Origin of the sequence: Bacteroides sp. OM08-11, assembly GCF_003438665.1 — a bacterium.
Taxonomy (GTDB): Bacteria; Bacteroidota; Bacteroidia; order Bacteroidales; family Bacteroidaceae; genus Bacteroides; species Bacteroides cutis.
Map to the genome: position 1 here is coordinate 418,982 of NZ_QSTJ01000001.1, position 21,750 is coordinate 440,731.

21 protein-coding genes are annotated in these 21,750 nt (G+C 41.3%); 6 read left to right on the plus strand and 15 right to left on the minus strand.

Going from position 1 to position 21,750, the window contains the following annotated elements; translation table 11 throughout:
* Positions 1-24 precede the first annotated feature (24 nt).
* The 7 genes from truB to DXC10_RS01680 form a co-directional block, all read right to left on the minus strand.
* Positions 25-735, minus strand: a complete 711-nt coding sequence (gene truB / locus DXC10_RS01645; protein WP_101542004.1) for a tRNA pseudouridine(55) synthase TruB — start codon at positions 733-735, stop codon at positions 25-27.
* A 64-nt stretch (positions 736-799) separates the two neighbouring features.
* Positions 800-1,603 carry an undecaprenyl-diphosphate phosphatase gene (locus tag DXC10_RS01650; protein ID WP_101542005.1) on the minus strand — a complete coding sequence of 268 codons (804 nt, stop codon included), beginning with the start codon at positions 1,601-1,603 and terminating at the stop codon, positions 800-802.
* Between the two features lie 44 nt (positions 1,604-1,647).
* On the minus strand, positions 1,648-1,890 hold the full coding sequence (locus DXC10_RS01655) for a DUF3098 domain-containing protein (protein ID WP_101542006.1): 243 nt from the start codon (positions 1,888-1,890) through the stop codon (positions 1,648-1,650).
* 52 nt (positions 1,891-1,942) lie between these two features.
* Positions 1,943-2,818: an ABC transporter permease gene (locus DXC10_RS01660; RefSeq protein ID WP_101542007.1), complete on the minus strand. Its 876-nt coding sequence runs from the start codon at positions 2,816-2,818 to the stop codon at positions 1,943-1,945.
* Between the two features lie 75 nt (positions 2,819-2,893).
* Positions 2,894-3,799, minus strand: coding sequence for a bifunctional 2-polyprenyl-6-hydroxyphenol methylase/3-demethylubiquinol 3-O-methyltransferase UbiG (locus tag DXC10_RS01665; protein WP_101542420.1), 906 nt, complete (start codon positions 3,797-3,799; stop codon positions 2,894-2,896).
* A 347-nt stretch (positions 3,800-4,146) separates the two neighbouring features.
* Positions 4,147-5,403, minus strand: a complete 1,257-nt coding sequence (locus tag DXC10_RS01670) for a 6-bladed beta-propeller (protein WP_117737232.1) — start codon at positions 5,401-5,403, stop codon at positions 4,147-4,149.
* A gap of 453 nt (positions 5,404-5,856) precedes the next feature.
* A complete protein-coding gene (locus DXC10_RS01680) occupies positions 5,857-8,097 on the minus strand; it encodes an alpha-N-acetylglucosaminidase (RefSeq protein WP_187120663.1) in 2,241 nt (746 codons plus the stop codon).
* A 387-nt stretch (positions 8,098-8,484) separates the two neighbouring features.
* On the opposite strand from DXC10_RS01680, the gene DXC10_RS01685 reads away from it, so the two are divergent.
* Complete coding sequence (locus DXC10_RS01685; protein ID WP_101542010.1) at positions 8,485-8,994, plus strand: DUF3836 domain-containing protein; 510 nt, start codon at positions 8,485-8,487, stop codon at positions 8,992-8,994.
* 166 nt (positions 8,995-9,160) lie between these two features.
* Here the strand turns inward: DXC10_RS01685 and miaB are convergent, their stop codons facing one another.
* Complete coding sequence (gene miaB, locus DXC10_RS01690; protein ID WP_117737235.1) at positions 9,161-10,537, minus strand: tRNA (N6-isopentenyl adenosine(37)-C2)-methylthiotransferase MiaB; 1,377 nt, start codon at positions 10,535-10,537, stop codon at positions 9,161-9,163.
* Positions 10,538-10,864: 327 nt separating this feature from the next.
* Between miaB and DXC10_RS01695 the strand changes: the two genes are divergently transcribed.
* Positions 10,865-11,242, plus strand: a complete 378-nt coding sequence (locus DXC10_RS01695; protein ID WP_101542421.1) for a hypothetical protein — start codon at positions 10,865-10,867, stop codon at positions 11,240-11,242.
* A gap of 81 nt (positions 11,243-11,323) precedes the next feature.
* Positions 11,324-12,820: an acetyl-CoA hydrolase/transferase family protein gene (locus tag DXC10_RS01700; RefSeq protein ID WP_117737236.1), complete on the plus strand. Its 1,497-nt coding sequence runs from the start codon at positions 11,324-11,326 to the stop codon at positions 12,818-12,820.
* A 65-nt stretch (positions 12,821-12,885) separates the two neighbouring features.
* Here the strand turns inward: DXC10_RS01700 and dacB are convergent, their stop codons facing one another.
* Genes dacB through lpdA form a run of 3 tightly spaced genes read right to left on the minus strand, consistent with a single transcriptional unit; the run spans position 12,886 to position 16,174 of the window.
* Positions 12,886-14,334, minus strand: a complete 1,449-nt coding sequence (gene dacB / locus DXC10_RS01705; RefSeq protein ID WP_101542013.1) for a D-alanyl-D-alanine carboxypeptidase/D-alanyl-D-alanine-endopeptidase — start codon at positions 14,332-14,334, stop codon at positions 12,886-12,888.
* Between the two features lie 10 nt (positions 14,335-14,344).
* Complete coding sequence (locus tag DXC10_RS01710) at positions 14,345-14,764, minus strand: DUF2007 domain-containing protein (protein WP_101542014.1); 420 nt, start codon at positions 14,762-14,764, stop codon at positions 14,345-14,347.
* Between the two features lie 42 nt (positions 14,765-14,806).
* Positions 14,807-16,174, minus strand: a complete 1,368-nt coding sequence (gene lpdA / locus DXC10_RS01715) for a dihydrolipoyl dehydrogenase (protein WP_117737237.1) — start codon at positions 16,172-16,174, stop codon at positions 14,807-14,809.
* Positions 16,175-16,330: 156 nt separating this feature from the next.
* Here lpdA and DXC10_RS01720 point away from each other — a divergent pair, with 156 nt between their 5' ends.
* The gene (locus DXC10_RS01720; RefSeq protein ID WP_101542016.1) at positions 16,331-17,269 is read left to right on the plus strand and encodes a hypothetical protein; all 939 of its coding nucleotides are present in this window, start codon (positions 16,331-16,333) and stop codon (positions 17,267-17,269) included.
* A 103-nt stretch (positions 17,270-17,372) separates the two neighbouring features.
* A complete protein-coding gene (locus tag DXC10_RS01725; protein ID WP_101542017.1) occupies positions 17,373-17,975 on the plus strand; it encodes a hypothetical protein in 603 nt (200 codons plus the stop codon).
* A 7-nt stretch (positions 17,976-17,982) separates the two neighbouring features.
* Here the strand turns inward: DXC10_RS01725 and DXC10_RS01730 are convergent, their stop codons facing one another.
* On the minus strand, positions 17,983-18,375 hold the full coding sequence (locus DXC10_RS01730) for a PH domain-containing protein (RefSeq protein WP_101542018.1): 393 nt from the start codon (positions 18,373-18,375) through the stop codon (positions 17,983-17,985).
* 108 nt (positions 18,376-18,483) lie between these two features.
* Between DXC10_RS01730 and nadB the strand changes: the two genes are divergently transcribed.
* A complete protein-coding gene (nadB, locus tag DXC10_RS01735; RefSeq protein WP_101542019.1) occupies positions 18,484-20,055 on the plus strand; it encodes an L-aspartate oxidase in 1,572 nt (523 codons plus the stop codon).
* 84 nt (positions 20,056-20,139) lie between these two features.
* Here the strand turns inward: nadB and DXC10_RS01740 are convergent, their stop codons facing one another.
* From DXC10_RS01740 to DXC10_RS01750, 3 genes are read right to left on the minus strand one after another with little or no spacing between them, the layout of a single operon-like run.
* Positions 20,140-20,928, minus strand: coding sequence for a M48 family metallopeptidase (locus DXC10_RS01740; RefSeq protein ID WP_101542020.1), 789 nt, complete (start codon positions 20,926-20,928; stop codon positions 20,140-20,142).
* Positions 20,925-21,344 (minus strand): hypothetical protein, encoded by a 420-nt coding sequence (locus DXC10_RS01745; protein WP_101542021.1) that lies wholly within the window; start codon positions 21,342-21,344, stop codon positions 20,925-20,927. Before DXC10_RS01745 ends, DXC10_RS01740 begins: the two co-directional genes overlap by 4 nt.
* Complete coding sequence (locus tag DXC10_RS01750; protein ID WP_101542022.1) at positions 21,341-21,745, minus strand: DUF2752 domain-containing protein; 405 nt, start codon at positions 21,743-21,745, stop codon at positions 21,341-21,343. The genes DXC10_RS01745 and DXC10_RS01750 overlap by 4 nt, the downstream gene beginning before the upstream one ends.
* Positions 21,746-21,750 lie beyond the last annotated feature (5 nt).

Sequence of the window (21,750 nt, forward strand, 5' to 3'; positions counted from 1 at the left end):
AAAGCAACAGCACGTGTTAATAATTTAATTTTCTATTCCTTCTGTTTCCACTTCCTGGGCATCTATCCACTCTTTGAAATCAAGCGGATTGAGACAATCTTCTATGCGGATATCACCTACACGGGTACGCTCCAATGCCGTGAGATGGGCGCCGCTTTGCAACGCCTCACCGATATCCCGCGCCAAAGCACGGATATAAGTACCTTTGCTGCAAACAACCCTCACTTTGATTTCCGGCAGATTACATTCCAATAATTCTATCTCGTCTATCACCAATAATTTGGGTTTCAGCTCTACTTCCTCCCCTTTACGGGCAAGGTCGTAAGCACGTTTGCCATTCACCATACAAGCTGAAAAAGCAGGAGGTACCTGTTGTATCTCACCCACAAACTTTTTCAAGGTTTCTTCTACCAGCTCCCGGGTAATGTGTTCCGTAGGATAGGTAGCATCTACCGCATGTTCCAGGTCGTAGGAAGGGGTCGTTGCACCCAACCGGATAGTAGCGACATACTCCTTTGTATGATACTGAAACTCTTCTATCCTCTTCGTCGCCTTGCCTGTGCAGACAATCATCACTCCCGTGGCAAGCGGGTCGAGCGTGCCGGCATGGCCAACTTTCAACTTCTTCACTCCCATTCGCCGGCAAATGTGATAGCGGGCATGCCCTACCACCTTGAACGAGGTCCACCCCAGCGGTTTATTGAAATAGATTACTTCGCCTTCTTTAAAATTCAATGTATGTACGATTTAACGATTTACAATTTACGATTAATATTATTCCCGATATGCTTCAACAACTTCAGTTTCCCCCTAAAGACACTATCAGCGTCAGCACACCGGCTATCGCACAATAAATGGCAAAGTATATCAGTTTTCCTTTCTTCACAATATTAATCATCCACTTACAAGCCAGACAACCCGAAACGAAAGCGGCCAGGAAACCTATCAACAGCGATAACGCCGGAATATCCCCTGCAATAGCCTCACCTTTCATCAGTTTCATTCCATCAAGCAGTGCTTCACCCAAAATGGGAGGCATCACCATCAAGAAAGAAAATTGCGCCAACTTTGCCTTATTATCGCCCAACAATAAACCTGTAGCAATGGTACTACCCGAACGGGAAAGTCCCGGAAGCACTGCACAAGCTTGCGCCAAACCAATAATGAAGGCATCTTTCATAGATATATTTTCTTTTTGTTTCGGTTTATAATAATAAGAGAAAGTCAACAAAAGAGCTGTCAACAATAAACAGCATCCTACAATAAGCAATCCCGAACCGAAAACAGCTTCCACCTGGTCTTTAAAAAACACACCTACAATACCGATAGGGATCATAGATATCAGGATATTTATGACATAACGGGTCCCGTCATTCATCTGCCACTTGAACAATCCACGGAAAATCCATTCGATTTCTTTCCAGAGCACCACCAACGTACTGAATACCGTAGCTACATGTACCACCACTGTAAAAGCCAGATTTTCCTCTCCCTCTATACCGAACAAAGCAGAACCAATGGCAAGATGCCCGCTACTGCTGACCGGCAGGTATTCTGTCAATCCCTGAATAAGCCCAAGGATAAGCGCTTCAAACCAATCCATTTATAATTATTTACGATTTGATTATGTACAATTTATGATTAAAGTTACTTTACCTTGTCTTCCTTTTCACGCGGTTTGCGAAGCACAGCATATATCATAAACACGAAACCCAGCAGACAAACCACCGGAGCTACTTTAATACGTCTCACACTGAAAATATCCGGCTCAAAGGTCGTCGGGGTAGACGAAGGCCCGGTCATCAGAATAAAACCGATGATTACCACTGCCATGCCGATGGCAAGGAGGATAAAGTTGGTCTTATCAAAAGCGAATTTCTTTTTATCCATCTGTTTATTTACGATTTAACGATTTACTATTTACGATTCAGATTACTTCAACTTAAATATAGTAAAGTGAACTTGCTTTCATCTTCAAATATTTGTTGATGGAAAGTAGCGCACACAACCACGTGATAATTACACCGAACACCAATACGGAAACAGACACCATTACCATCACATCAGGAGTAATCACCCTTATCAGCTCAGGCTCGTAGGAAACCAGCCAATAAGCAGTTCCCCATAATATGGCATCTGCAATGACAGCCGCCAAAACACCAATCCAAAAATTACGACGCAGGAATGGACGGCGGATAAAACTCCAACTCGCACCTACCAGCTTCATTGTATGAATGAGGAAGCGCTTGGAATAAATAGTCAATCGTATGGTATTGTTTATCAGCGCAAAGGAAATCAGCGTCAGTATCACTGCCAATCCCAGCAACATCAGGCTGATGTTACGGATATTGTCATTTACCGCATCTATCAGGTCTTTCTGGTAAAGTATCTCCTGGATATTGGTATTCCTCTTTATCAACTTTTCTATCTTGGCGATACTGTCCGAATTGGCGTAGTCGGAATGCAGTTTTATCTCTATGGACGCCGTGAAGGGATTATAACCAAGGAACTCTTGCGGGTCTGTCCCCATTGCTTCAGTCTGTTCACGAAGCGCCTGTTTCTTTGAAATATATTCCGTCTCTTTTACAAAAGCTTCCTTATTCAGTTTCTTCTGCAATTTCAGGATATCGCTCTCCTTCATGTCATCGCTGATGAGAACGGAGAAACTGATATTCTCTTTCACGTAAACGGAAAGATTATGAGCGCCCAACACGAAGAATACAACTAACCCCAACAACAGTAACACCAACGTCGTACTGATGCTGGACGTTATGAACTGCATATCAAAGTAGGATACTGAATTATGTTTAGACTTCATGATGTTAACTACAAATTACTAATTATAAACTACAACGCTCACAATATCTCTTCACCACACACTATTATCACATTCTTATATCTGTTGTTTCTTCCGGAAAACATAAATCATGGAACTGCTACGTTCTTTCTTAACCAAAGCATTGAACCATGCCAACGTTCCGGTAATCATTCCCCTCAAGAAAGTACATGAATGACGCATGTGCTTCTCTGTCAACATAGACACGTAAAAAGCATCAAACGGCATCGGATGGCGTTCCGCCATAATAAAGCCATGCTTGGAACCGAATTGCTGGATAGTGCCGGGAGTAAAATGCCAAAGATGGCGGGGCACATCGTATGCTGCCCAATAAGCTCCATACTTCTTTGCATCGTAAGAGGAACAGTTGGGTACGGCAATAATCAGTACACCTTTCTCCGTGAGTAACGAATGCAGTGTTTCCCAAGTTTCATTAAGTGTCTCCAGATGTTCCATGACATGCCACAGGGTAATGACGTCGAAACTACCGGGAGCATACTCTTTCAATGCGGTATCAGGCTTCACATCCAGTCCGAAATGCTCCTTGGCGAAATCACGTGCCTGTGCATTCTTTTCTATCGCTTCCACCTGCCAACCCCGGCGCTGCATGGTATCGGCAAAATAACCGGTACCCGTACCGATATCGAGTAAACGACCGCTTTTACGATGCGCTTCGTGAACCACCAAACGAGCCTTGTGCTTCAACATATAGCTGCGCACCCAATGGTATACGGAGTTCATCGCTCCTTTTTTAGTATCTGAATGGGAAATATAATCGGGAGTTTCGTAGTAACGCCCTATCTCTGCTTCTACAGGAAAATCTTGCGTAAAAATAAAGCCACAGTCCTGACAACGGCATAAGTGGAACACTTCGCCCGAAGCATAATGGTCTATGCAGGTCAAGGCACGCTCCAAATGCGTACCGCCACATAACGGACAAGCTTTTATAGTGAGTTTATTCATCGAACGTTCTACCAATAAGGAAGTGCAGCCTGAACCGGACAGACTGCACTAAGCCTAAATTTGGTGCAAAATAACAAATAAAAAGTGATTTACAAGGTTTTCATTAAGGAGATTTAATAATAAACTCACTCACTATCAAATTTATGCATCAATGTCTGCAAATATGCTTGAGTTAAAAACTGTTCATTTTTTACAGGGAAAAAAAGTGTTTCTATTTTTCCATCACTCCCTATATATGCAATATATCTTTTTAAAGTTCCACTATTTCTATCATAAGGAGTATTTAATGTATCTGAAATATTTCTGTAATTAAAACTCCGTAATAGTCCTTCCCAAGCAGCATATTGTTATTCTTTCTTATATTCATAATATAATATGATTGGATTAGAATCCTCTGTTATATACTTTAGTACACCTTTATTTTTAATTCTATCAGATAAAACTCCATCATTTAAACATGATTTCAAATTAGGTAATACTTCCATATCCACTTGATAATAGACCCCACCAGTATCAGACATTAAGAATGAAGTCATAGAATATTTATACGGATTTGATAAAAATAACAAATCATCTTTCGTGTTAGTATAAACAGTAACTTCCTTATCTTTTAAATTATATTTAGCCATAAAACGAGACCAGGTTGCATAATTAAAATATAAATATCCATTACTTTCATATAAATTAGCTACATTGACTATTTTTTTTCTCTGAATCCCTAACCGTCTCTGTACGCTCATAAGCATCTCAACCCTTTTTCTTGCACTCAATGATATATCTTTTTCTTCTTCTAATATTTCCTCTGGCTTTATAACTTTATCTCCCGTAAATACCATATAAGGAACAATTTCTCCTCCTTTAAAACAAAGAACTGTATCTGCAAGCCCATAAGCAAAAAGGTCTTTATTTTCGTTAAGTCGATAAAATATATTTGTAGTTAAAAACTCACTTTTCCATCCTTTATTAAAAGTTTCCACATTTAACCACTCCCCCATCAACCTTCCTGTTTTCTCATCTAGCTGTTTCAATATATAAAAAGGTGCATTATCTTTTTTAGGCTGAAAATAAGTACTCACTGCATATAAATTTCCTCCACTATACCAAATCCTATTAAACATATTATGGCGTTCTATATCCAAAGTACGTTGATATTTTCCTGTATTTACATCATATACATAAATTCGATGCCCCAAGCGATCATATATATAGATAAAACCAAGTTCATGGTCTATTGCAAAATCTGTACAAGAAGCGTATTCTTCAGGTCCAAACCCCACATTACCTATCTTATAAAGCAAATGTCCCGTTTTATCAAAAGCAAAAACACCTTTAGCAAATTCTGCATCTAAAACAATGATCAAATCCTTATAAACATCAACTCTATTAAGTTTACCAATTACAACCTCTTTATTATCCAAGGGTATGACCAAAACAGAATCAAAGACACTAGAAAGTTTAAAATCATGTTTCAATTCTACAGTATCAAGATTTACTACAAATGCATTATTATTTATTGCAGTATAACTTACAGTTGATTTACATCCCAAAACCATGGATATAAATAAAATTACCACAAAAGCATTAACTATTAAGTATTTTTTCATTATGAAATTTATTGATTACATAAAACGAATCATAAGTAAAATCCTCCTCATCTATTTCATAAGTATCACAATCATAATAAATATAGAGATATCCTTTTTTACAATGTTCTATACCAAATCCATTACAGGAATACTTTACTGCCAATCTTCCGATTGTTTCAAAAGTATTATTATAAACAGTACAATCTTGCCACATATATTCCAATGAATAATCTGTAATGCACTTTTTGTCATCCTCTCCACCGCTAGATTCATCATTTGCTAAAGCTTCAATATTAACTAATGAAAACGAAAATGATTCATATTGTTTATACTTATAAATACAAACATTGAGCTACACAATACAATTATAATAGCAAACAGTAATAATTTCATTTTCATAGTAAATAAATATTAGTTAATAAATAAGATCATTATCGATTTAAAAATCAAATTGAATTTATAAAATAAAAATCAATCTTCCCCCAAATTTTCGTAAGTCCGCTCCTCCTTCAAAGTATCCGCACCGGAGAAATCAGCATAATACTCTTGGGAAAGCTTCAAGTATTTATTGAACAGACGGCGGGTGATTTGCAATTCATCGCCTTGCGTGGCAGGCATACGTGCCTTTCCGGTTTTTGCGGCAAAGGCCAGCTCCCAGTCGCCCAGTTTACTGTAGAAATCATTGGCACGAAATGCTTCACGCCCATGCGTAAGTTTCAAGCCTTCTTCCTTATATTCAGTACCGGCATCCAGATGTTCTTGCAGCATAGAATAGAATTTTTGCCAACGGGGCAGGTAATAACCTTTCACCAATCCCGCCCATTCACGCCAGGAATAATCAAAAATACTCGGATCGCCATCAGCTCCCCAAATCGTTACCAAAGAGGTGGCATCTTTTTCCATCAAATCTTTCTCGACAGGCGTATCTCCCCAGCTACGGGCTTCTGTCAGCCAACGGTCGAAACTATATTCGGAACGGGTACGAAGCAGCTCATCCATATCTTCCAGCAACTCGAGGAAACGACCGGAATGAAGGGCAAAAGCAGCTTTGTCCTTAGCACGGAAAGCTGCGGCAGCCTGCTTATGTATCAACTGACCGAGATTGGTCATCAATTGGCGCTGTACATCCACGATGTCAAAACGATAGGGCTTGGATGCAGACAATTTATCGGCATCTTTCAACAGTTCCCGTTGCGCACGGATTACCAACAACGGATCGTATGGTATCCCCAATCCGGCATTGGGACCCGACTTCTTTACATCCAAAGCCGGACGGGCGGCCACTATAGAACTGCGTTCCGTACCGTTCGTGCCCCGGCAGTAAGGACCTTCCAATAAATAATACATGGCTTGGGCTGCGGCATCCGACTTTGCCCCGTAACGACGCTCGGCGTATGCAGCCAACCAAGGTTTCAACGCTACCGTATCCGCATGATTGGGTATTTCAAAAGCCAGGTCATAATAAACGGGATTCTGCTCGATGGCCTCCATAAATAGTCCCGAACCACATACATTTGGGTAACGTTCTTTCGCCTTTTTATACTGATTGGACGCCAGCAGAGCCATATCACCGTGCATATTGATACGCCCGCCGAAGTTATGAAGATTACCCATCACTACCGGATATCCCCACATACCTTTGAACTTTTCCGTCCTCCCACCGTTCAGGTCTAAAATCAACAAACTTTCACGAGGCACAGCCTTCACTATATCCTCACGCAGGCTCCAGGCTTGCATCACCCACAAAGAACCTTTATCAAACTCCTGGAATAGTTTATGGATGGTCTGTCCCACGCCATGCAGATATTCAGGAGTATCAACCGGTGGCGCGCTCTCATGGAATGGGTCGGCCGCATACGCCCCATAACTGCCGAAAATCTTATCTTGCTCTTGCAAGAAGACAAGTCCGATTTCATGGAACAAAGGGTCAGAAGGATCCAACTGTGCAGTTGCCTTAAAACCACACCAACCCCGTTTCATACTGATTTTTGCTTGTGGATACTTGTCTTGCAGTTCACGGGGAACATATCCTGAAAAGCCTTGCTGGATGGGTTGCATACCCAATTCCAACTGACGTGCTAATATTTTTTTACCCAAAGCCACATGTTTGTCTATAACTGATTTGGGTAACGGACCGCCATAACTCTGTATGTTCTGCATCCACTGCCATGCCGCATGTCCGGGACCTGTCAGGAAAGCACGGGCTTCCTCATCACTGAAACCTAAACGCAACAATGTATTATACCACACTCCATCCAGTCCCATACTGAACAACGGCATATTGATGCTGTTCATTGCCATAAAGTCCAGTTCTTTCTGCCAACGTTCCCAGTTCCACCAAGCAGCCGTATAACTCACTGTACAGTAGTTCATATAAACACGATATTTCCCATTGATGATTTTTCGCTCCTTCCGGGCAGGTTGAGGAAGGCGCTTCGGCAAATTCAACTGATTACCAAACCAAGATACATGCGCTTTACAAGTATACTTCAGATACCAATTGAAGGCACTCGCCAAAGAAATGGAATTATTGCCGCGCAAGATAATTTTCTTTCCATTACCTTCAATCTCATAAACATCATTTCCGGCATCATCCGGTATCAATTCCAATCGGTACTGAGAAGAATATCCGGGAGTTACCCGTTCTATCAAATCATAGACAGCTTTTTCTGCTGTTCCAATACTCCATGCTGACAGACAATAACAACACATCGCCACAGCAAACAAACAAAATCTTATCATGGTATTATTTTTATGTTTGTCACAAAGATAGAAAATATATTCTTAGAATAGTCTTTGAAACTGTCTCAAATCATGTTGGAATTATCTCAAAATAAAAACCTATATGAACTATTTATATTCAAGATTTTTCAATTATCTATAATTCTGTTCACTTTTAAACGGACAAGTGTTCGATAATGAACATGTTCATAAACCTAAAAACAACTGATAATCAACAACTTGACCTTTTGGCATACTAATTGACTATCATTAAGCGAAGACGTTCGAGAAAATAAGGATAAATTAAGAAGCAACTTTTTACCTCGGTACTTACGTCTAAAGATAAAATGAAAATAGTAACAATTAAAAAATAAGATTATGAAAACTACAAATTTATTCAAAGCAGTGGCATTCGTAGCAATGGTTATCGTAAGTGTTATGAACTCAGAAGTAAAAGCTCAGGAGAATTTCATTACCAATGAAGAAGTAAAAAATGATTTAGTAGTGGCTAAGACCATTTTTAAACAAGATGGTGCCTACCTCTACAATCACATGCGTTATGAATTTACGTATGACAACGAAAACCGCCTGACTGCCAAAATCGCATCCAAATGGGACGGTGCTAGAGAAAAATGGATACCTTATTTCAAAATGTCCTACCAATATGCCGACAACGAAATCACTATGTCTTATGCCCGTTGGAACGAATCTCACAAAAACTACGATAAGGATGTAAAAAAGAGCGTATATGAGATGAACGACGACAATATGCCTGTAGCTTATAAAAATTACGAAAAATCCTCAGAAAAATCTGATTGGACTTTAGTAAATTACAATCAGATCGACCATACAGCAAATTTACTGGCCATGACAGAAAGTAATATCTAAATTAAAGTTTACAATATATTATGAGGGTATGGACTGTGAAGCCCGTACCCTCTGCATTTTATATTTCTATACTTTCTTAAACTGTCTTGGCACTACATATATGATAGCAACAATTACCGGATACAATCTGTAGAGTATCGTTTGATAATAATAACGATAAAATTTATTATTTTCCAGAAACTTCTTCCCCTTTCAATGTAGCCGAACTGGATCCGGTAATCTTTACCATAACGAAATCACCCACACGATGTGTACCTCTATCGAAGACCACCACACGATTTTGTTCAGTGCGTCCGAAAAGTTGGTTTCGACTGCGTTTAGAAACACCCTCTACCAGCACTTCGTATGTCTTGCCTACACAATGAGCATTTGCTTTGGCAGAAAGACGGTTCTGTAAAGCAATGATTTCATTCAGACGACGTATTTTCACTTCTTCGGGGACATCATCAGGCAGATGTTTGGAAGCATACGTACCCGGACGCTCTGAATATTTGAACATAAAAGCGGAATCGTAACCACATTCTTCCATCAAGGAAAGAGAAAGTTGATGATCTTCTTCTGTTTCGGAATGAAAGCCTGAAAAAATATCTGTAGAAAGACCGCAATCGGGGATGATACGACGAATGGCGGCAACACGCTCCAGATACCATTCACGAGTGTATTTACGATTCATCAATTTTAGAATACGACTACTTCCACTCTGCACGGGCAGATGAATATGCCGGCATACATTGGGAACTTCGGCAATAACCTGTAAGGTTTCATCACTCATATCTTTGGGATGTGAAGTAGTGAAACGAATACGAACCCCTGGAGCAGACAAAGCTACGGTACGCAGTAACATAGGAAAGCTGATCACTTCGCCATCCACTTTCTCAAAACGGTAAGAATTGACATTCTGACCCAAAAGGGTAACTTCTTTATATCCTTTAGCTACCAAATCGGCTACTTCATTCAAAATACTTTCCACATCACGACTACGCTCGCGCCCACGAGTATAAGGAACAATACAGTAGGTACAGAAATTATTACATCCACGCATAATGGACACAAATCCGGAAATGTGGTTTCCGCAAATACGTGAAGGAATAACATCACGATAGGTTTCTGTAGTGGAAAGTTCCACATTGATGGCTTTTTCACCCGCTTCTACAGCCGCAATCAAATCAGGTAGAGTGAGATAAGCATCCGGTCCCACTACCAGATCGACATGATGATTGGTAATTAAATCATCCTTGACACGCTCTGCCATACAACCCAGTACACCCACAATCAAATTTCGTTTCTTCTTCTTAAGCGAATGAAAAAATTCCAAACGATTCAGAATTTTTTGTTCGGCATTATCCCGAATAGAACAGGTATTCATAAACACCGCATCCGCCTCTTCCAGCGTTTCGGCCACAGAATATCCCGCCATCTGCATCACAGAAGCAATCACTTCACTGTCCGCCACATTCATCTGGCAGCCATAGGTTTCGATAAACAACTTTTTGTTGTCATCAGCAGTTGCAGATTTAAAGTCTGCTCCCGTTACTTTTTCCATTGTTTTACTATTTTTTAATTCGTCTGCAAAGATACTTTTTCACCCCCAAAAAACTTACGAATTGATAGAAAAATAACACATAAATGCTTCAAATTGGCTACTTTATACTAATTAATGTTAACCAGCTAAACATTTCCTGAGTGTTAATTTGGTGCTATTAAAAGAAATTCACAATTTTGTGGAATGAAAGAAACATTAGATTTTTTCATAGTTAAGGTTTAGGTTAAAAAAAATAAGGGGAGCTGTGAAGCTGCCCTTTTTTAATGTCAATTTGTTGGTTACAATCAGATTAAATAATTACCTTTGGCGGTGAAAAATAGTAAGAATATGGAAGATATTTTTAAATTTCTATTGGTTATTGGCACCATCGTTTTCGGTATTGTCAGACAAGTAAAAAAAGAAGCGAAGAAAAATGCTGGCCAAAGATCTGCCGTGCCTATACCCGATACAAAGAATAAACTACCAGAGAACCGGGATGATGAAACTTATGGTGGATTTATTCCCAAAGGTCCTGAATTGGAAAACATTACTATTACAGAAAAAAAATCTTCACACCGTACCAATACTCCCCTCAAAAAAAAGTTTTCCTCTCCGGTACCAGAAGAAGTACAGGAAACGGATGAAGTTTCAGAATTTAATATTCGTTCTACGGAAGAAGCCCGACGGGCAATTATCTGGTCGGAAATACTACAGAGAAAATATTAAAGCAATGAATAAACAACAACTGTCAAATAATAGCTGAAGACTACTTTGTAAATCTTTATATGCAAAAAATAACTATATATTATGGCATTGAATTACATTTCGGCAGCAGAAGCTGCGAGCCTGATTAAACATGGCTACAACATCGGCTTAAGTGGATTTACTCCCGCAGGAACGGCAAAAGCCGTTACGGCTGAATTAGCAAAAATTGCGGAAGCAGAACATGCAAAAGGCAACCCTTTTCAGGTAGGCATCTTTACCGGTGCTTCAACAGGTGACTCTTGCGACGGTATTCTTTCACGCGTCAAAGCTATCCGCTATCGTGCTCCCTACACTACCAACCCCGATTTCCGCAAAGCTGTAAACAATGGTGAGATTGCTTACAACGATATCCATTTGTCTCAGATGGCTCAGGAAGTACGCTATGGATTCATGGGTAAAGTAAATGTTGCCATTATCGAAGCTTGCGAAGTAACCCCCGATGGTAAAATATACCTGACAGCTGCCGGTGGCATTGCCCCGACCGTTTGCCGTCTGGCAGATCAAATCATTATAGAACTGAATGCTGCCCACAGCAAAAGCGCCATGGGTCTACATGATGTCTACGAACCGCTTGACCCTCCTTATCGCCGTGAAATTCCTATTTTCAAGCCGAGTGATCGTATCGGAAAGCCGTATATTCAAGTTGACCCGAAAAAGATTGCAGGCGTTGTAGAAACCAACTGGCCAGATGAAGCGCGTTCTTTTGCCGCTGCTGATCCGTTGACAGACAAAATCGGACAGAATGTAGCCGATTTCCTTGCCGCCGACATGAAACGTGGTATTATTCCTTCTACTTTCTTGCCATTGCAATCGGGCGTAGGCAACATCGCCAATGCCGTACTGGGTGCATTGGGACGCGACAAGACTATTCCTCCGTTTGAAATGTATACCGAAGTGATTCAAAATTCTGTAATCGGACTAATTCGTGAAGGTCGTGTGAAGTTCGGTAGCGCTTGTTCACTAACCGTTACCAACGACTGCCTAAACGGTATTTATGAAGATATGGACTTCTTCCGCGACAAATTGGTACTTCGCCCATCGGAAATTTCAAACAGTCCGGAAGTTGTACGCCGACTGGGTGTTATTTCAATCAATACAGCCATCGAGGCTGACCTCTACGGAAATGTCAACTCTACACATATTGGTGGTACGAAGATGATGAATGGCATAGGCGGTTCGGGAGACTTTACACGTAACGCTTATATTTCCATCTTCACTTGTCCTTCTGTCGCCAAAGAAGGCAAAATCAGTGCAATCGTACCGATGGTTTCCCATGTTGACCATAGTGAACACGATGTTAATATCATCATTACCGAACAAGGAGTTGCCGATCTGCGTGGCAAAAGTCCGAAAGAACGCGCACAGGCCATCATTGAAAACTGTGTACATCCCGACTATAAGAATATTCTTTGGGATTACCTTAAACTGACTGACGGTAAATCTCAAACTCCCCATGCGTTGCGTGCTGCTTTGGCTATGCATGCCGAATTGGCAAAGAGTGGAGATATGAAGAATATAGACTGGGCAGAATATAAGTGATAAAATGATAGAGTGGTAAAGTAAAATGTATTTTCTCATTATTACTTTACCACTCTATCATTTTATCACCTTTTTATAATTTCCTCACACACCTTATCCTGAAAAGCACGTGCTTCCTTACCGGAAAGGACATTCTGATTCATAATAGCAAAAGCTATCTGATGCCCATTACTTGCCTTCAAATAACCGGCAAGACAATTGACAGCTGTAAAAGATCCTGTCTTGGCATGCACATTCTTATATGAGGCTGTCCCTTTCTGCATCCGGTATTTCAGGGTTCCATCTACCCCACCAATGGGTAATGCTTTATATAACTTCTGAAAAACCGTAGTACTCGAATAAGCGTATTTCAAGAAAGCAACCAACAGTTCAGGAGAGATATAATTGTAATTGGAGAGTCCACAACCATCAGCTAAATTATAATGATCGGGCTTATATCCCAATTTCTTTATTAATGTACGCACAACAGTAAGACCGTCGTCCGCAGAGACATGTTTCTTCCCGGTACTTTGCATTCCCAGACGGTAAAGCATGGCTTCTGCATCCAGATTATCGCTTTCTTTCATTATCTGACTGACTACTACTTGCATCGGAGTATCATATACGGCCATTCGCATGGAAACACTGTCTTTTTGAAATTCCGCGAAAGTATAATCGGAAAATAAAGTATCTCTTTCTCCCGGAACGTGTTGAATGCCGTGTGCTTGCAGACGGTCTATAAACGTACGCATAAAGAAGTCCTGTGATGAAAAGATATTGACCGTACCTACCCGTTTGGTATCTACATTCCCGGTAACGAGAATATCATTTCCATTTTCCAGCCAGTTACGGGATACGCGAAAACGTCCGGCAGAAGGAGTACGCGATTGTGTTTTATTAGCCAGTGAATAGTAGGAAGACACAGGAGTACATTCCAAGCGGGCAGTATCTCCCCATTCAGTGGGAAAAGCAGCCACGGTAACCACTCCTTTATTCAACATCAACGGCGATAGATAAGGTTGGAAAGAAGCCGGCGTATCATCCCACAGCCACCCACTTCCCCAATACAGAGAATCTTTCATAGATACATCTCCATAAATATTTCCCTGAATTACAGAGAAAGGGAAACGCAGAACGGCATTTACTAGAGAGTCTAATGCATTATCATCAAATTCAGGGTCGAAACCTCCGATAACATAAATATCGCCCCGTAAAGTATCTTGCTCAATTACTCCCTTATACCATACTTCTGTACGGAATGGGTCGTCGGCTTCAGGACATGAAAGCGCCGTAATCGTTGTCAACAACTTCATAGTAGAAGCCGGACGGGACAATTTATCTGCCTGATAACCATACAGCGGACGGTTACTCGTCAAGTCATAAACTGAAATAGCGACATTGGAACCGATGGGAAGTTTGTATTTGATCAATGTATCTAAACGAGAAGAAAGTGCATTTACCCAGTTGTCCATTTTCTGGGCAGACACAGATAACAAAAAGCATGATAAAAGCCAATATGACAATAATCTTTTCATACACACCTATTTACAAACCATTTCTTTTCGCCACCGGCTGATTGAAACGGGCGCCACACTCGCTACAAACATATTCCCAATGATCAGTACCCGGAGGAGCTACCGACAATGCAGAAATAATTCCCGCCATAATGGCACGCATTCTATGCCCTTTTTTCAGCACAAAATCAATCTTGGACGAACCGCAATGAGGACAATACTTCAATTGCTCGGGGATCATCTGATTTTGCTCGAGCAGGGATACCGCCCTATCGTAATCGTCTTCATAGACCAATACATCCACACCGGCTATTTCACGGGTATATCCACGCAACACGGTAGATGTATTTTCATTATGCAAAACAGAAGCAATACCCTCATTTTCCAAAGCACCTTGAATGATGTGGGCTTGAAAAGCCTCATCACACGTAATCAGTTTTACAGTCTTCATCTTCTGTAATATTTATATCAGAAGTTATAAATTTCCGGAAATTCAGAGCGCTTCCTTAAAAATTTCACTCACTGTAGGATGCGGAAAAACAATTCTTTTCCATTCAGTAGCAGTCAGTTTCAGTTCAATAGCCATACCAGCCAGCGTAATAATCTCTGAAGCGGGATTGCCCAGTACATGTGCACCGAGCAGAGTATCATCTTCCGCCAGCAAAAGTTTGCAAACACCATTGACTCCTTCATTCTCTGCGACGAAACGGCCGGAGTAAGCCATCGGCAATTTAACGGCACGGTAAGCAATACCTTTTTTCTGTAAAGACTCTTCCGTCTCTCCCACTCCTGCTATTTCGGGATTGGTATATACCACACCGGGAATGGCACGGTAACTCATCACATCCTTTTTCTCCATTATAGTATGTATAGCTACTTCGGCTTCGCGCACAGCAGTATGTGCCAGAAGCGAGAAGCCGGTCAGGTCACCACAGACATATACACCCGGCACAGAGGTTTGCATCTGTTCGTTGACACGGATACTGCCCCGTTCTGTTTTTTCCAAATTCAGGTTTTCCAATCCGAAACCTTTTGTTACAGGACGACGACCCACACTCATCAACAGTTTCACAGCAATAACGGAACCGGGACCATCAGCGGTTTCATAATTCACTTGTATCAGCGATTGCTTGCTTTCATCGTCATCCTGAACTTGTTGCATGACAGATACTACTTTAGTATTCAGCATGAATTTGATTCCCCGTTTTGTATATTCGGCACGAAGCATAGCGGAAAGCTCCTTATCCATGCCACCGAGGATTTCATCAAGCATCTCAATAACCGTTACTTGTACGCCCAAGCTATTAAAGAAAGAAGCAAATTCCATACCGATAACCCCACCTCCGATAATAACGAGCGAAACAGGAAGTTCTTTATTATCCAACGCATCACGATGTGTCCAGTAGGGTACCGAATCCATCCCCGGAATGGGCGGAATGAATGTTTCCGAACCGGTACAGAGTAACAAGTTCTCACATTCGTATGTCTCTTCACCACAACGGATATGGTTCTTATCTATTACAGTAGCTTCACTGGTCACGACGGACACATTGTGAGCAGACAGTTTACCCTTGACACCTAAAACGAGTTTCCGTACCACTTTCTGTTTGCGGACAATGATCTTGGACAAATCAAATGATACTTCCGGTACATTGACCGCATACTTTGCAGCATGACGTGCACCGTCATACGTTTTGGCCGAATATAATAAAGTCTTCGTAGGAATGCAACCCTCATTCAGGCACACTCCGCCAAGACTTTGTTTTTCAAACAACACGACACTCATTCCTGCCTTTCCGGCAGTCTCAGCAGCCGTATATCCCGCAGGGCCTCCACCGATAATGGCAACTTGATATTTCATAACTTCTTAGTTAATTATTAATTTTTGTGCAAGTTAGTAAAAAACCATCTTATTCCCGAATAAAAAATAGCTCTTTCTTTAGAAAGAGTTATCTTTGCCACATAGTACTATTCATAATAACTACACTAAACAGCCATTAACTAAACGACAATTGACATGAAAATAACTAAATCATTTTCATTTTTCTTTTTATTCGTACTTCTCTTCTGCCTACCGACAGCATGCAACGATGATGAAGACGAACGAATTTCCTCCATTCAAGAAGCTATTATGGAAGGTGATGCTTCCTCTTTACAGATAGACATGACACGCAGTAACTGGCGGATTGCTTCCGTAGCCAGTCTTGACGGTTTCATCATAGCAGATAAGCATAACAAGCCTTTGCGGCTGGAAGGACTGGGAAGTTTACAGCACAGTTATTTCGCCATCAAACGTGATAAAGAAAACACGCTTACCATCGAACTGCAAGAAAACTTCGACAAGGAAGAACGCGGTTTCATCATCAATCTTGAAATAAACACAGGATTTTACAAAGAACAAATCATCATACGCCAAAAACAATGTACCAGTTTCTACAAGTTGGAATCCATAACCTACAGCATGGAAGAAGGCGACGGAGTGGAAGAAGCTGAATCCCAACCTTGGGGAATGATTGTACACGACCATACCAATAATAACGGAGAAACTGTAAAAACTACTTTTTGGCCATTCTACAATGCATATATCCTCTACAGTTTCCATACTGAAAAAGAATCTCCTTTTAAATGGATAGACCCCGAAGAAGGCATTTACGTAGATATGCCGAAGCACATATCAAACGGAGAAATCATTTACGAAACAGACAAACGGAAATATGGCAGTTGGTTAACGTATGACAGCGATCTGAAAGAGAAAACATTTGAAGTGGATCAAGTAAACCAAAAAAAGAACACCTATTCTGCCGACATTTACTACAAACAGTTGCAACTGAGCTATATCTTGACCCTATCCCGGCCAAACAATGACATAAAGAAAGTCTTCAAAGGAAAATTGGTGAAAAAATATCCCTACGACTGTTCGCCGATACAACATAAGATAGAAGATCTTGAAAATTAGAACTAAAATCTAATGGGTTTTCAGAGAAAAAATTTTATCTTTGTAGAATATCGCTTCTCTCTTATAAAAACAGAGCCATTTTAACCGCTTAAAAAAGAGAACCATGAAACAAATCAATTTACTCCGTCAGTCATTATGTGGCATCTTTCTACTCTGTACCCTGGTTGCATGTAGCAATGATGAAGAAATAAACGAGAAATACTCATTCAAAGATATTCGATACTCCTTGGAAGAAGGAGATGGCGAAAGCTGTTTTGAAACGGAACTTCCCCTTGAAGTTACGGTAAACAAATCTTCTCAATCCAAATCGGTGATACATAAACCTTATGAAAACGAATGGGAAGAAACTACTTTTCTGAGTGATGACCCTGAAGCATTCACCTGGATGGGAAAAGAAGAAATATACGTACAAGCCCCTTTCACTATCTTAGATAAAGTATATGCCAATAATAATATGAAAGTGAAATATGGCGCGGAAACCATTCAAATCAAGAGTCCAAATAAATCCGATTCTTCAACCACTATACCTCCTCATTCAAAACTCACGATCGGAAGCATACTTACTTATAAAAGACTTACGGTCACCTATACAATAACGTTGACAGGCGAATACACAAAAACAGAAAAACAAATAAAAGGAAAATACATAAAGACCGTCCCTGCTTATCATAAAGCAACAATCAAGCTGGAAAAGCTGCCGGAATAATCGTTGATCATGGCATCCTTTCTTTTAGCAACCGGACAAACTCCTCCTCTTTCACCGGAAGTAGCGCCATACACTTGCCTCCTCCATATTTTATCAGTACGTAACGCATCACCGCAAATTTGCCTATTTGCATGGAGGAAGAACGCTCTACAGATATAATATCGTTCAACAAAATTTCTTTGCTGCGGATAAAACGCCCGAAGAATATTATCAACTTCCCATCGGTAGTTATGGTATAAGTCGTATGAATTAATTTTTCGATACAAACTATCAGCAACAACATGAACAGGATAGCCACAAGAATATGTTTCTCCCATAAACCATAGGCAGCAAGTCCTGCCGCTAAAAAAAGAAATACATATTGCCCGGCGGCAATGCGTGCGTGAAATATCCGGTCCATCTTGTCTGATTTTTGCCGCTAAGATAAGTCTTTTTGCGAATTAATACCCACAGAAAGCACAAGGAACGTACTTATTTTGTAGTTTTGCAACGTTAAATACACAAAAGTATGATAAGAAAGTTCGATTTCCTCGTTATCGGCTCCGGAATTGCCGGTATGAGTTTCGCGTTGAAAGTAGCGCATAAAGGAACGGTAGCCCTCATCTGCAAAGCCGGTCTGGAAGAGGCAAACACTTATTTTGCACAAGGCGGCATTGCTTCCGTCACTAATCTGGCGGTAGATAATTTCGAGAAACATATCGAAGACACCATGATTGCCGGCGACTGGATAAGCGACCGTACAGCCGTAGAAAAAGTGGTGCGCAATGCTCCCGAACAAATCAATGAACTCATTAAGTGGGGAGTGAACTTCGACAAAAAAGAAGGAGGAGAGTTTGACCTCCATAAAGAGGGAGGACACTCTGAATTCCGTATCCTGCATCATAAAGACAATACCGGTGCCGAGATACAAACCAGCCTGATTGAAGCCGTAAAGCAACATCCCAATATTACCGTATTCACCAATTTCTTCGCAGTGGAAATCATCACACAGCACCATTTGGGGATTATCGTAACCCGCTATACGCCCGGTATCAAATGCTATGGCGCATACGTGCTCAATGAGAAGACCGGTGAAGTAGATACTTTCCTCTCTAAAATGACCATCATGGCAACCGGTGGTTGTGAAGCTGTTTATCGCAACACTACCAATCCGCTGGTAGCAACCGGAGACGGCATCGCTATGGTCTATCGTGCCAAAGGTGCGGTAAAAGATATGGAGTTCATCCAGTTTCACCCTACCGCTCTCTATCATCCGGGCGACCGCCCTGCTTTCTTGATTACAGAAGCCATGCGCGGATATGGCGGCGTACTCCGCACGATGGATGGCAAAGAATTCATGCAGAAATACGACGAGCGGCTTTCGCTGGCTCCACGCGATATAGTGGCCCGCGCCATCGACAATGAAATGAAACAACGTGGCGACGAGCATGTTTATCTGGACGTCACTCACAAAAATCCCGAAGAAACCAAGAAACATTTTCCTAATATCTATAAAAAATGTCTCAGTATCGGTATTGACATAACCAAAGACTATATCCCCGTAGCCCCTGCTGCACACTACCTTTGTGGCGGCATCACGGTAGATCTGGACGGACAATCGAGTATCCGTCGCCTGTATGCCATCGGCGAATGTTCGTGTACAGGTTTACATGGAGGTAACCGCCTTGCCAGCAACTCCCTGATTGAAGCAGTGGTCTATGCCGATGCTGCCGCCAAACATGCACTGAGCGTATTAGAACGTTATGACTTCAACGAAGACATTCCCGAATGGAACGACGAAGGTACCATCAGCAATGAAGAACGTGTACTCATTACGCAGAGCATGAAGGAAGTAAACCAGATTATGGAGGCTTACGTAGGCATTGTCCGTAGCAATACCCGGTTGACACGTGCATGGAACCGTCTGGACATCTTATATGAGGAAACGGAAAAACTCTTCAAGAGCAGTAAAGCTACACGGGAACTTTGTGAACTGCGCAATATGATCAATGTGGGATATTTGATTACCCGCCAGGCTATGGAACGTAAGGAAAGCCGCGGACTGCACTATACAATAGACTATCCACACGCAAAAAAATAGTTTTCCACTTTTAGAGAGAATACAGTAAAGCGGCATTTGTATTGGTGTTCAAAACAAATGCCGCTTTTTTCATTCCGGCACTACTCACTTTTTCTTCTTCAGTCCTTCCCACTCCTCCTTTGTGAGAATATTGTGGTAATCTTTGTGATATCCGCTTTTATCGACTATCTCATTGATAACCTTATAACGCTCTTCCGAATCGGGATGAGTACTGATCCATTCGGTGAAACCCGGTAAATTTGTCTCTTGAGGAAGATTATGAAGAAATTCCGCAAGCCCGCGCGGATTCATTCCCGCCTTCATCAGATAATGGACGGCAGTCTCGTCGGCTTCACGTTCCAAAGTACGGCTGTAGGCTGTAGAAGAAAGTACCTGTACCAATTGCCCCAAAGCCTCAGCCCCTTGGCTGCCCCCAATCATGGCAACCAACGTAGAAAACCCTATTTCTTTCATCAGCTTATCCATGACATGCCCTTTCTCGATATGAGCCACCTCATGTGCCATTACCCCACACAGCTCACCCTCATCGTTGCATTGCGACAGCAGTGAAGTGTATATCACCAGATGATTGCCTGGAAACGCGAAAGCATTCACCTCTTCGCTCTCTATTACATGAATTTCTATCTTGTCGCGAGAAATATCATTGGCACGGCACAATGTAGACAACAAAGTATCCAACGGAGCCATAACGGATTTCTTCTCCACAAAAGTCTGGGTCTTAGAAAACAAATCCCAATAGAGCTCTCCTATCTTCTCTTCAATAACCGTTTCACGCAAGTGGAACACGGACAACCAGTCCACCCGTGAAAAGGCAAACAATACAGTCATGAAAAGCAGTATTGAAACAAGCGATTGATATAAAAACTTCTTCATCGGGGCTTACATATTAAGTCGGTTAAGGCAGCAAAGACATACCACTCCACCTGTTTGCCCTTACGAATGGCAATCAATGTATGGAGAGTAGCTATGAAATCTATTGCATTGAACAGTACTACCGTAAACAGATAAGCAAAGTAAAAGGAAGACAAATCCATGTTACCGATCAGGATCCTCACTGTCCACCAGAAAAGGCAACTATTGGTGAGAAACAACGGAAACTGCGAAACAAGAGCCTGTGTACAATGCCAACGCACAAAATATGTACTCCTGCGATTGCCGAAATAGAATACCACTGTAGCAATCAAGTTGACAATAGGAAAAGGAAGTCCCACCATAATGACCAGTAAAGACATCAAATAACCGTTTGATGCAGTTTCCAGCTCATGTTCTTGAGGAGTATAAGTAATCATAGTTCTTTCAAGATATTCCAAAACCAGTTTATCAGTACCAAGCCAAGAAAGATAAAAAATATACTTTTTTGTTTCAGTGTCTTCTCCATCCGGTTATAGAAGTGATACAATGAAGATTTGCGGCGTAGCAAATCCAATGCAAGCCACAGAGGAATCACCACCAGTAATAAAGCCAATAAGATTCCGTTAGGATTAAGATAAAGAGCCGCCTGCCAGTCTCCGTTCAACAAGGCCATGACAGACCTTGTAGAACCACAGGCAGGACACGGAATATGAAGCAATTGCCTGAACAGACAACCACTCCATATCTGATTTTCGGGAAACAGGAGTGATATGGCAATCCATATATATCCGGCAAGGCACGCAAATGCCAAGAATATATACAGCTTCCTTTTACTCATGTTCG

Bases quoted from the DNA above. Each gene is read 5' to 3' on its own strand.
- DXC10_RS01700 (WP_117737236.1), top strand. From the start codon at position 11,324: ATGGCATTGAATTACATTTCGGCAGCAGAAGCTGCGAGCCTGATTAAA.
- DXC10_RS01695 (WP_101542421.1), top strand. From the start codon at position 10,865: ATGGAAGATATTTTTAAATTTCTATTGGTTATTGGCACCATCGTTTTC.
- miaB (WP_117737235.1), bottom strand. From the start codon at position 10,537: ATGGAAAAAGTAACGGGAGCAGACTTTAAATCTGCAACTGCTGATGAC.
- DXC10_RS01685 (WP_101542010.1), top strand. From the start codon at position 8,485: ATGAAAACTACAAATTTATTCAAAGCAGTGGCATTCGTAGCAATGGTT.
- DXC10_RS01720 (WP_101542016.1), top strand. From the start codon at position 16,331: ATGAAAATAACTAAATCATTTTCATTTTTCTTTTTATTCGTACTTCTC.
- DXC10_RS01710 (WP_101542014.1), bottom strand. From the start codon at position 14,764: ATGAAGACTGTAAAACTGATTACGTGTGATGAGGCTTTTCAAGCCCAC.
- DXC10_RS01725 (WP_101542017.1), top strand. From the start codon at position 17,373: ATGAAACAAATCAATTTACTCCGTCAGTCATTATGTGGCATCTTTCTA.
- lpdA (WP_117737237.1), bottom strand. From the start codon at position 16,174: ATGAAATATCAAGTTGCCATTATCGGTGGAGGCCCTGCGGGATATACG.
- DXC10_RS01740 (WP_101542020.1), bottom strand. From the start codon at position 20,928: ATGAAGAAGTTTTTATATCAATCGCTTGTTTCAATACTGCTTTTCATG.
- DXC10_RS01680 (WP_187120663.1), bottom strand. From the start codon at position 8,097: ATGTGTTGTTATTGTCTGTCAGCATGGAGTATTGGAACAGCAGAAAAA.
- DXC10_RS01650 (WP_101542005.1), bottom strand. From the start codon at position 1,603: ATGGATTGGTTTGAAGCGCTTATCCTTGGGCTTATTCAGGGATTGACA.
- DXC10_RS01750 (WP_101542022.1), bottom strand. From the start codon at position 21,745: ATGAGTAAAAGGAAGCTGTATATATTCTTGGCATTTGCGTGCCTTGCC.
- DXC10_RS01745 (WP_101542021.1), bottom strand. From the start codon at position 21,344: ATGATTACTTATACTCCTCAAGAACATGAGCTGGAAACTGCATCAAAC.
- DXC10_RS01665 (WP_101542420.1), bottom strand. From the start codon at position 3,799: ATGAATAAACTCACTATAAAAGCTTGTCCGTTATGTGGCGGTACGCAT.
- nadB (WP_101542019.1), top strand. From the start codon at position 18,484: ATGATAAGAAAGTTCGATTTCCTCGTTATCGGCTCCGGAATTGCCGGT.
- dacB (WP_101542013.1), bottom strand. From the start codon at position 14,334: ATGAAAAGATTATTGTCATATTGGCTTTTATCATGCTTTTTGTTATCT.
- DXC10_RS01660 (WP_101542007.1), bottom strand. From the start codon at position 2,818: ATGAAGTCTAAACATAATTCAGTATCCTACTTTGATATGCAGTTCATA.
- DXC10_RS01655 (WP_101542006.1), bottom strand. From the start codon at position 1,890: ATGGATAAAAAGAAATTCGCTTTTGATAAGACCAACTTTATCCTCCTT.
- DXC10_RS01670 (WP_117737232.1), bottom strand. From the start codon at position 5,403: ATGAAAAAATACTTAATAGTTAATGCTTTTGTGGTAATTTTATTTATA.
- DXC10_RS01730 (WP_101542018.1), bottom strand. From the start codon at position 18,375: ATGGACCGGATATTTCACGCACGCATTGCCGCCGGGCAATATGTATTT.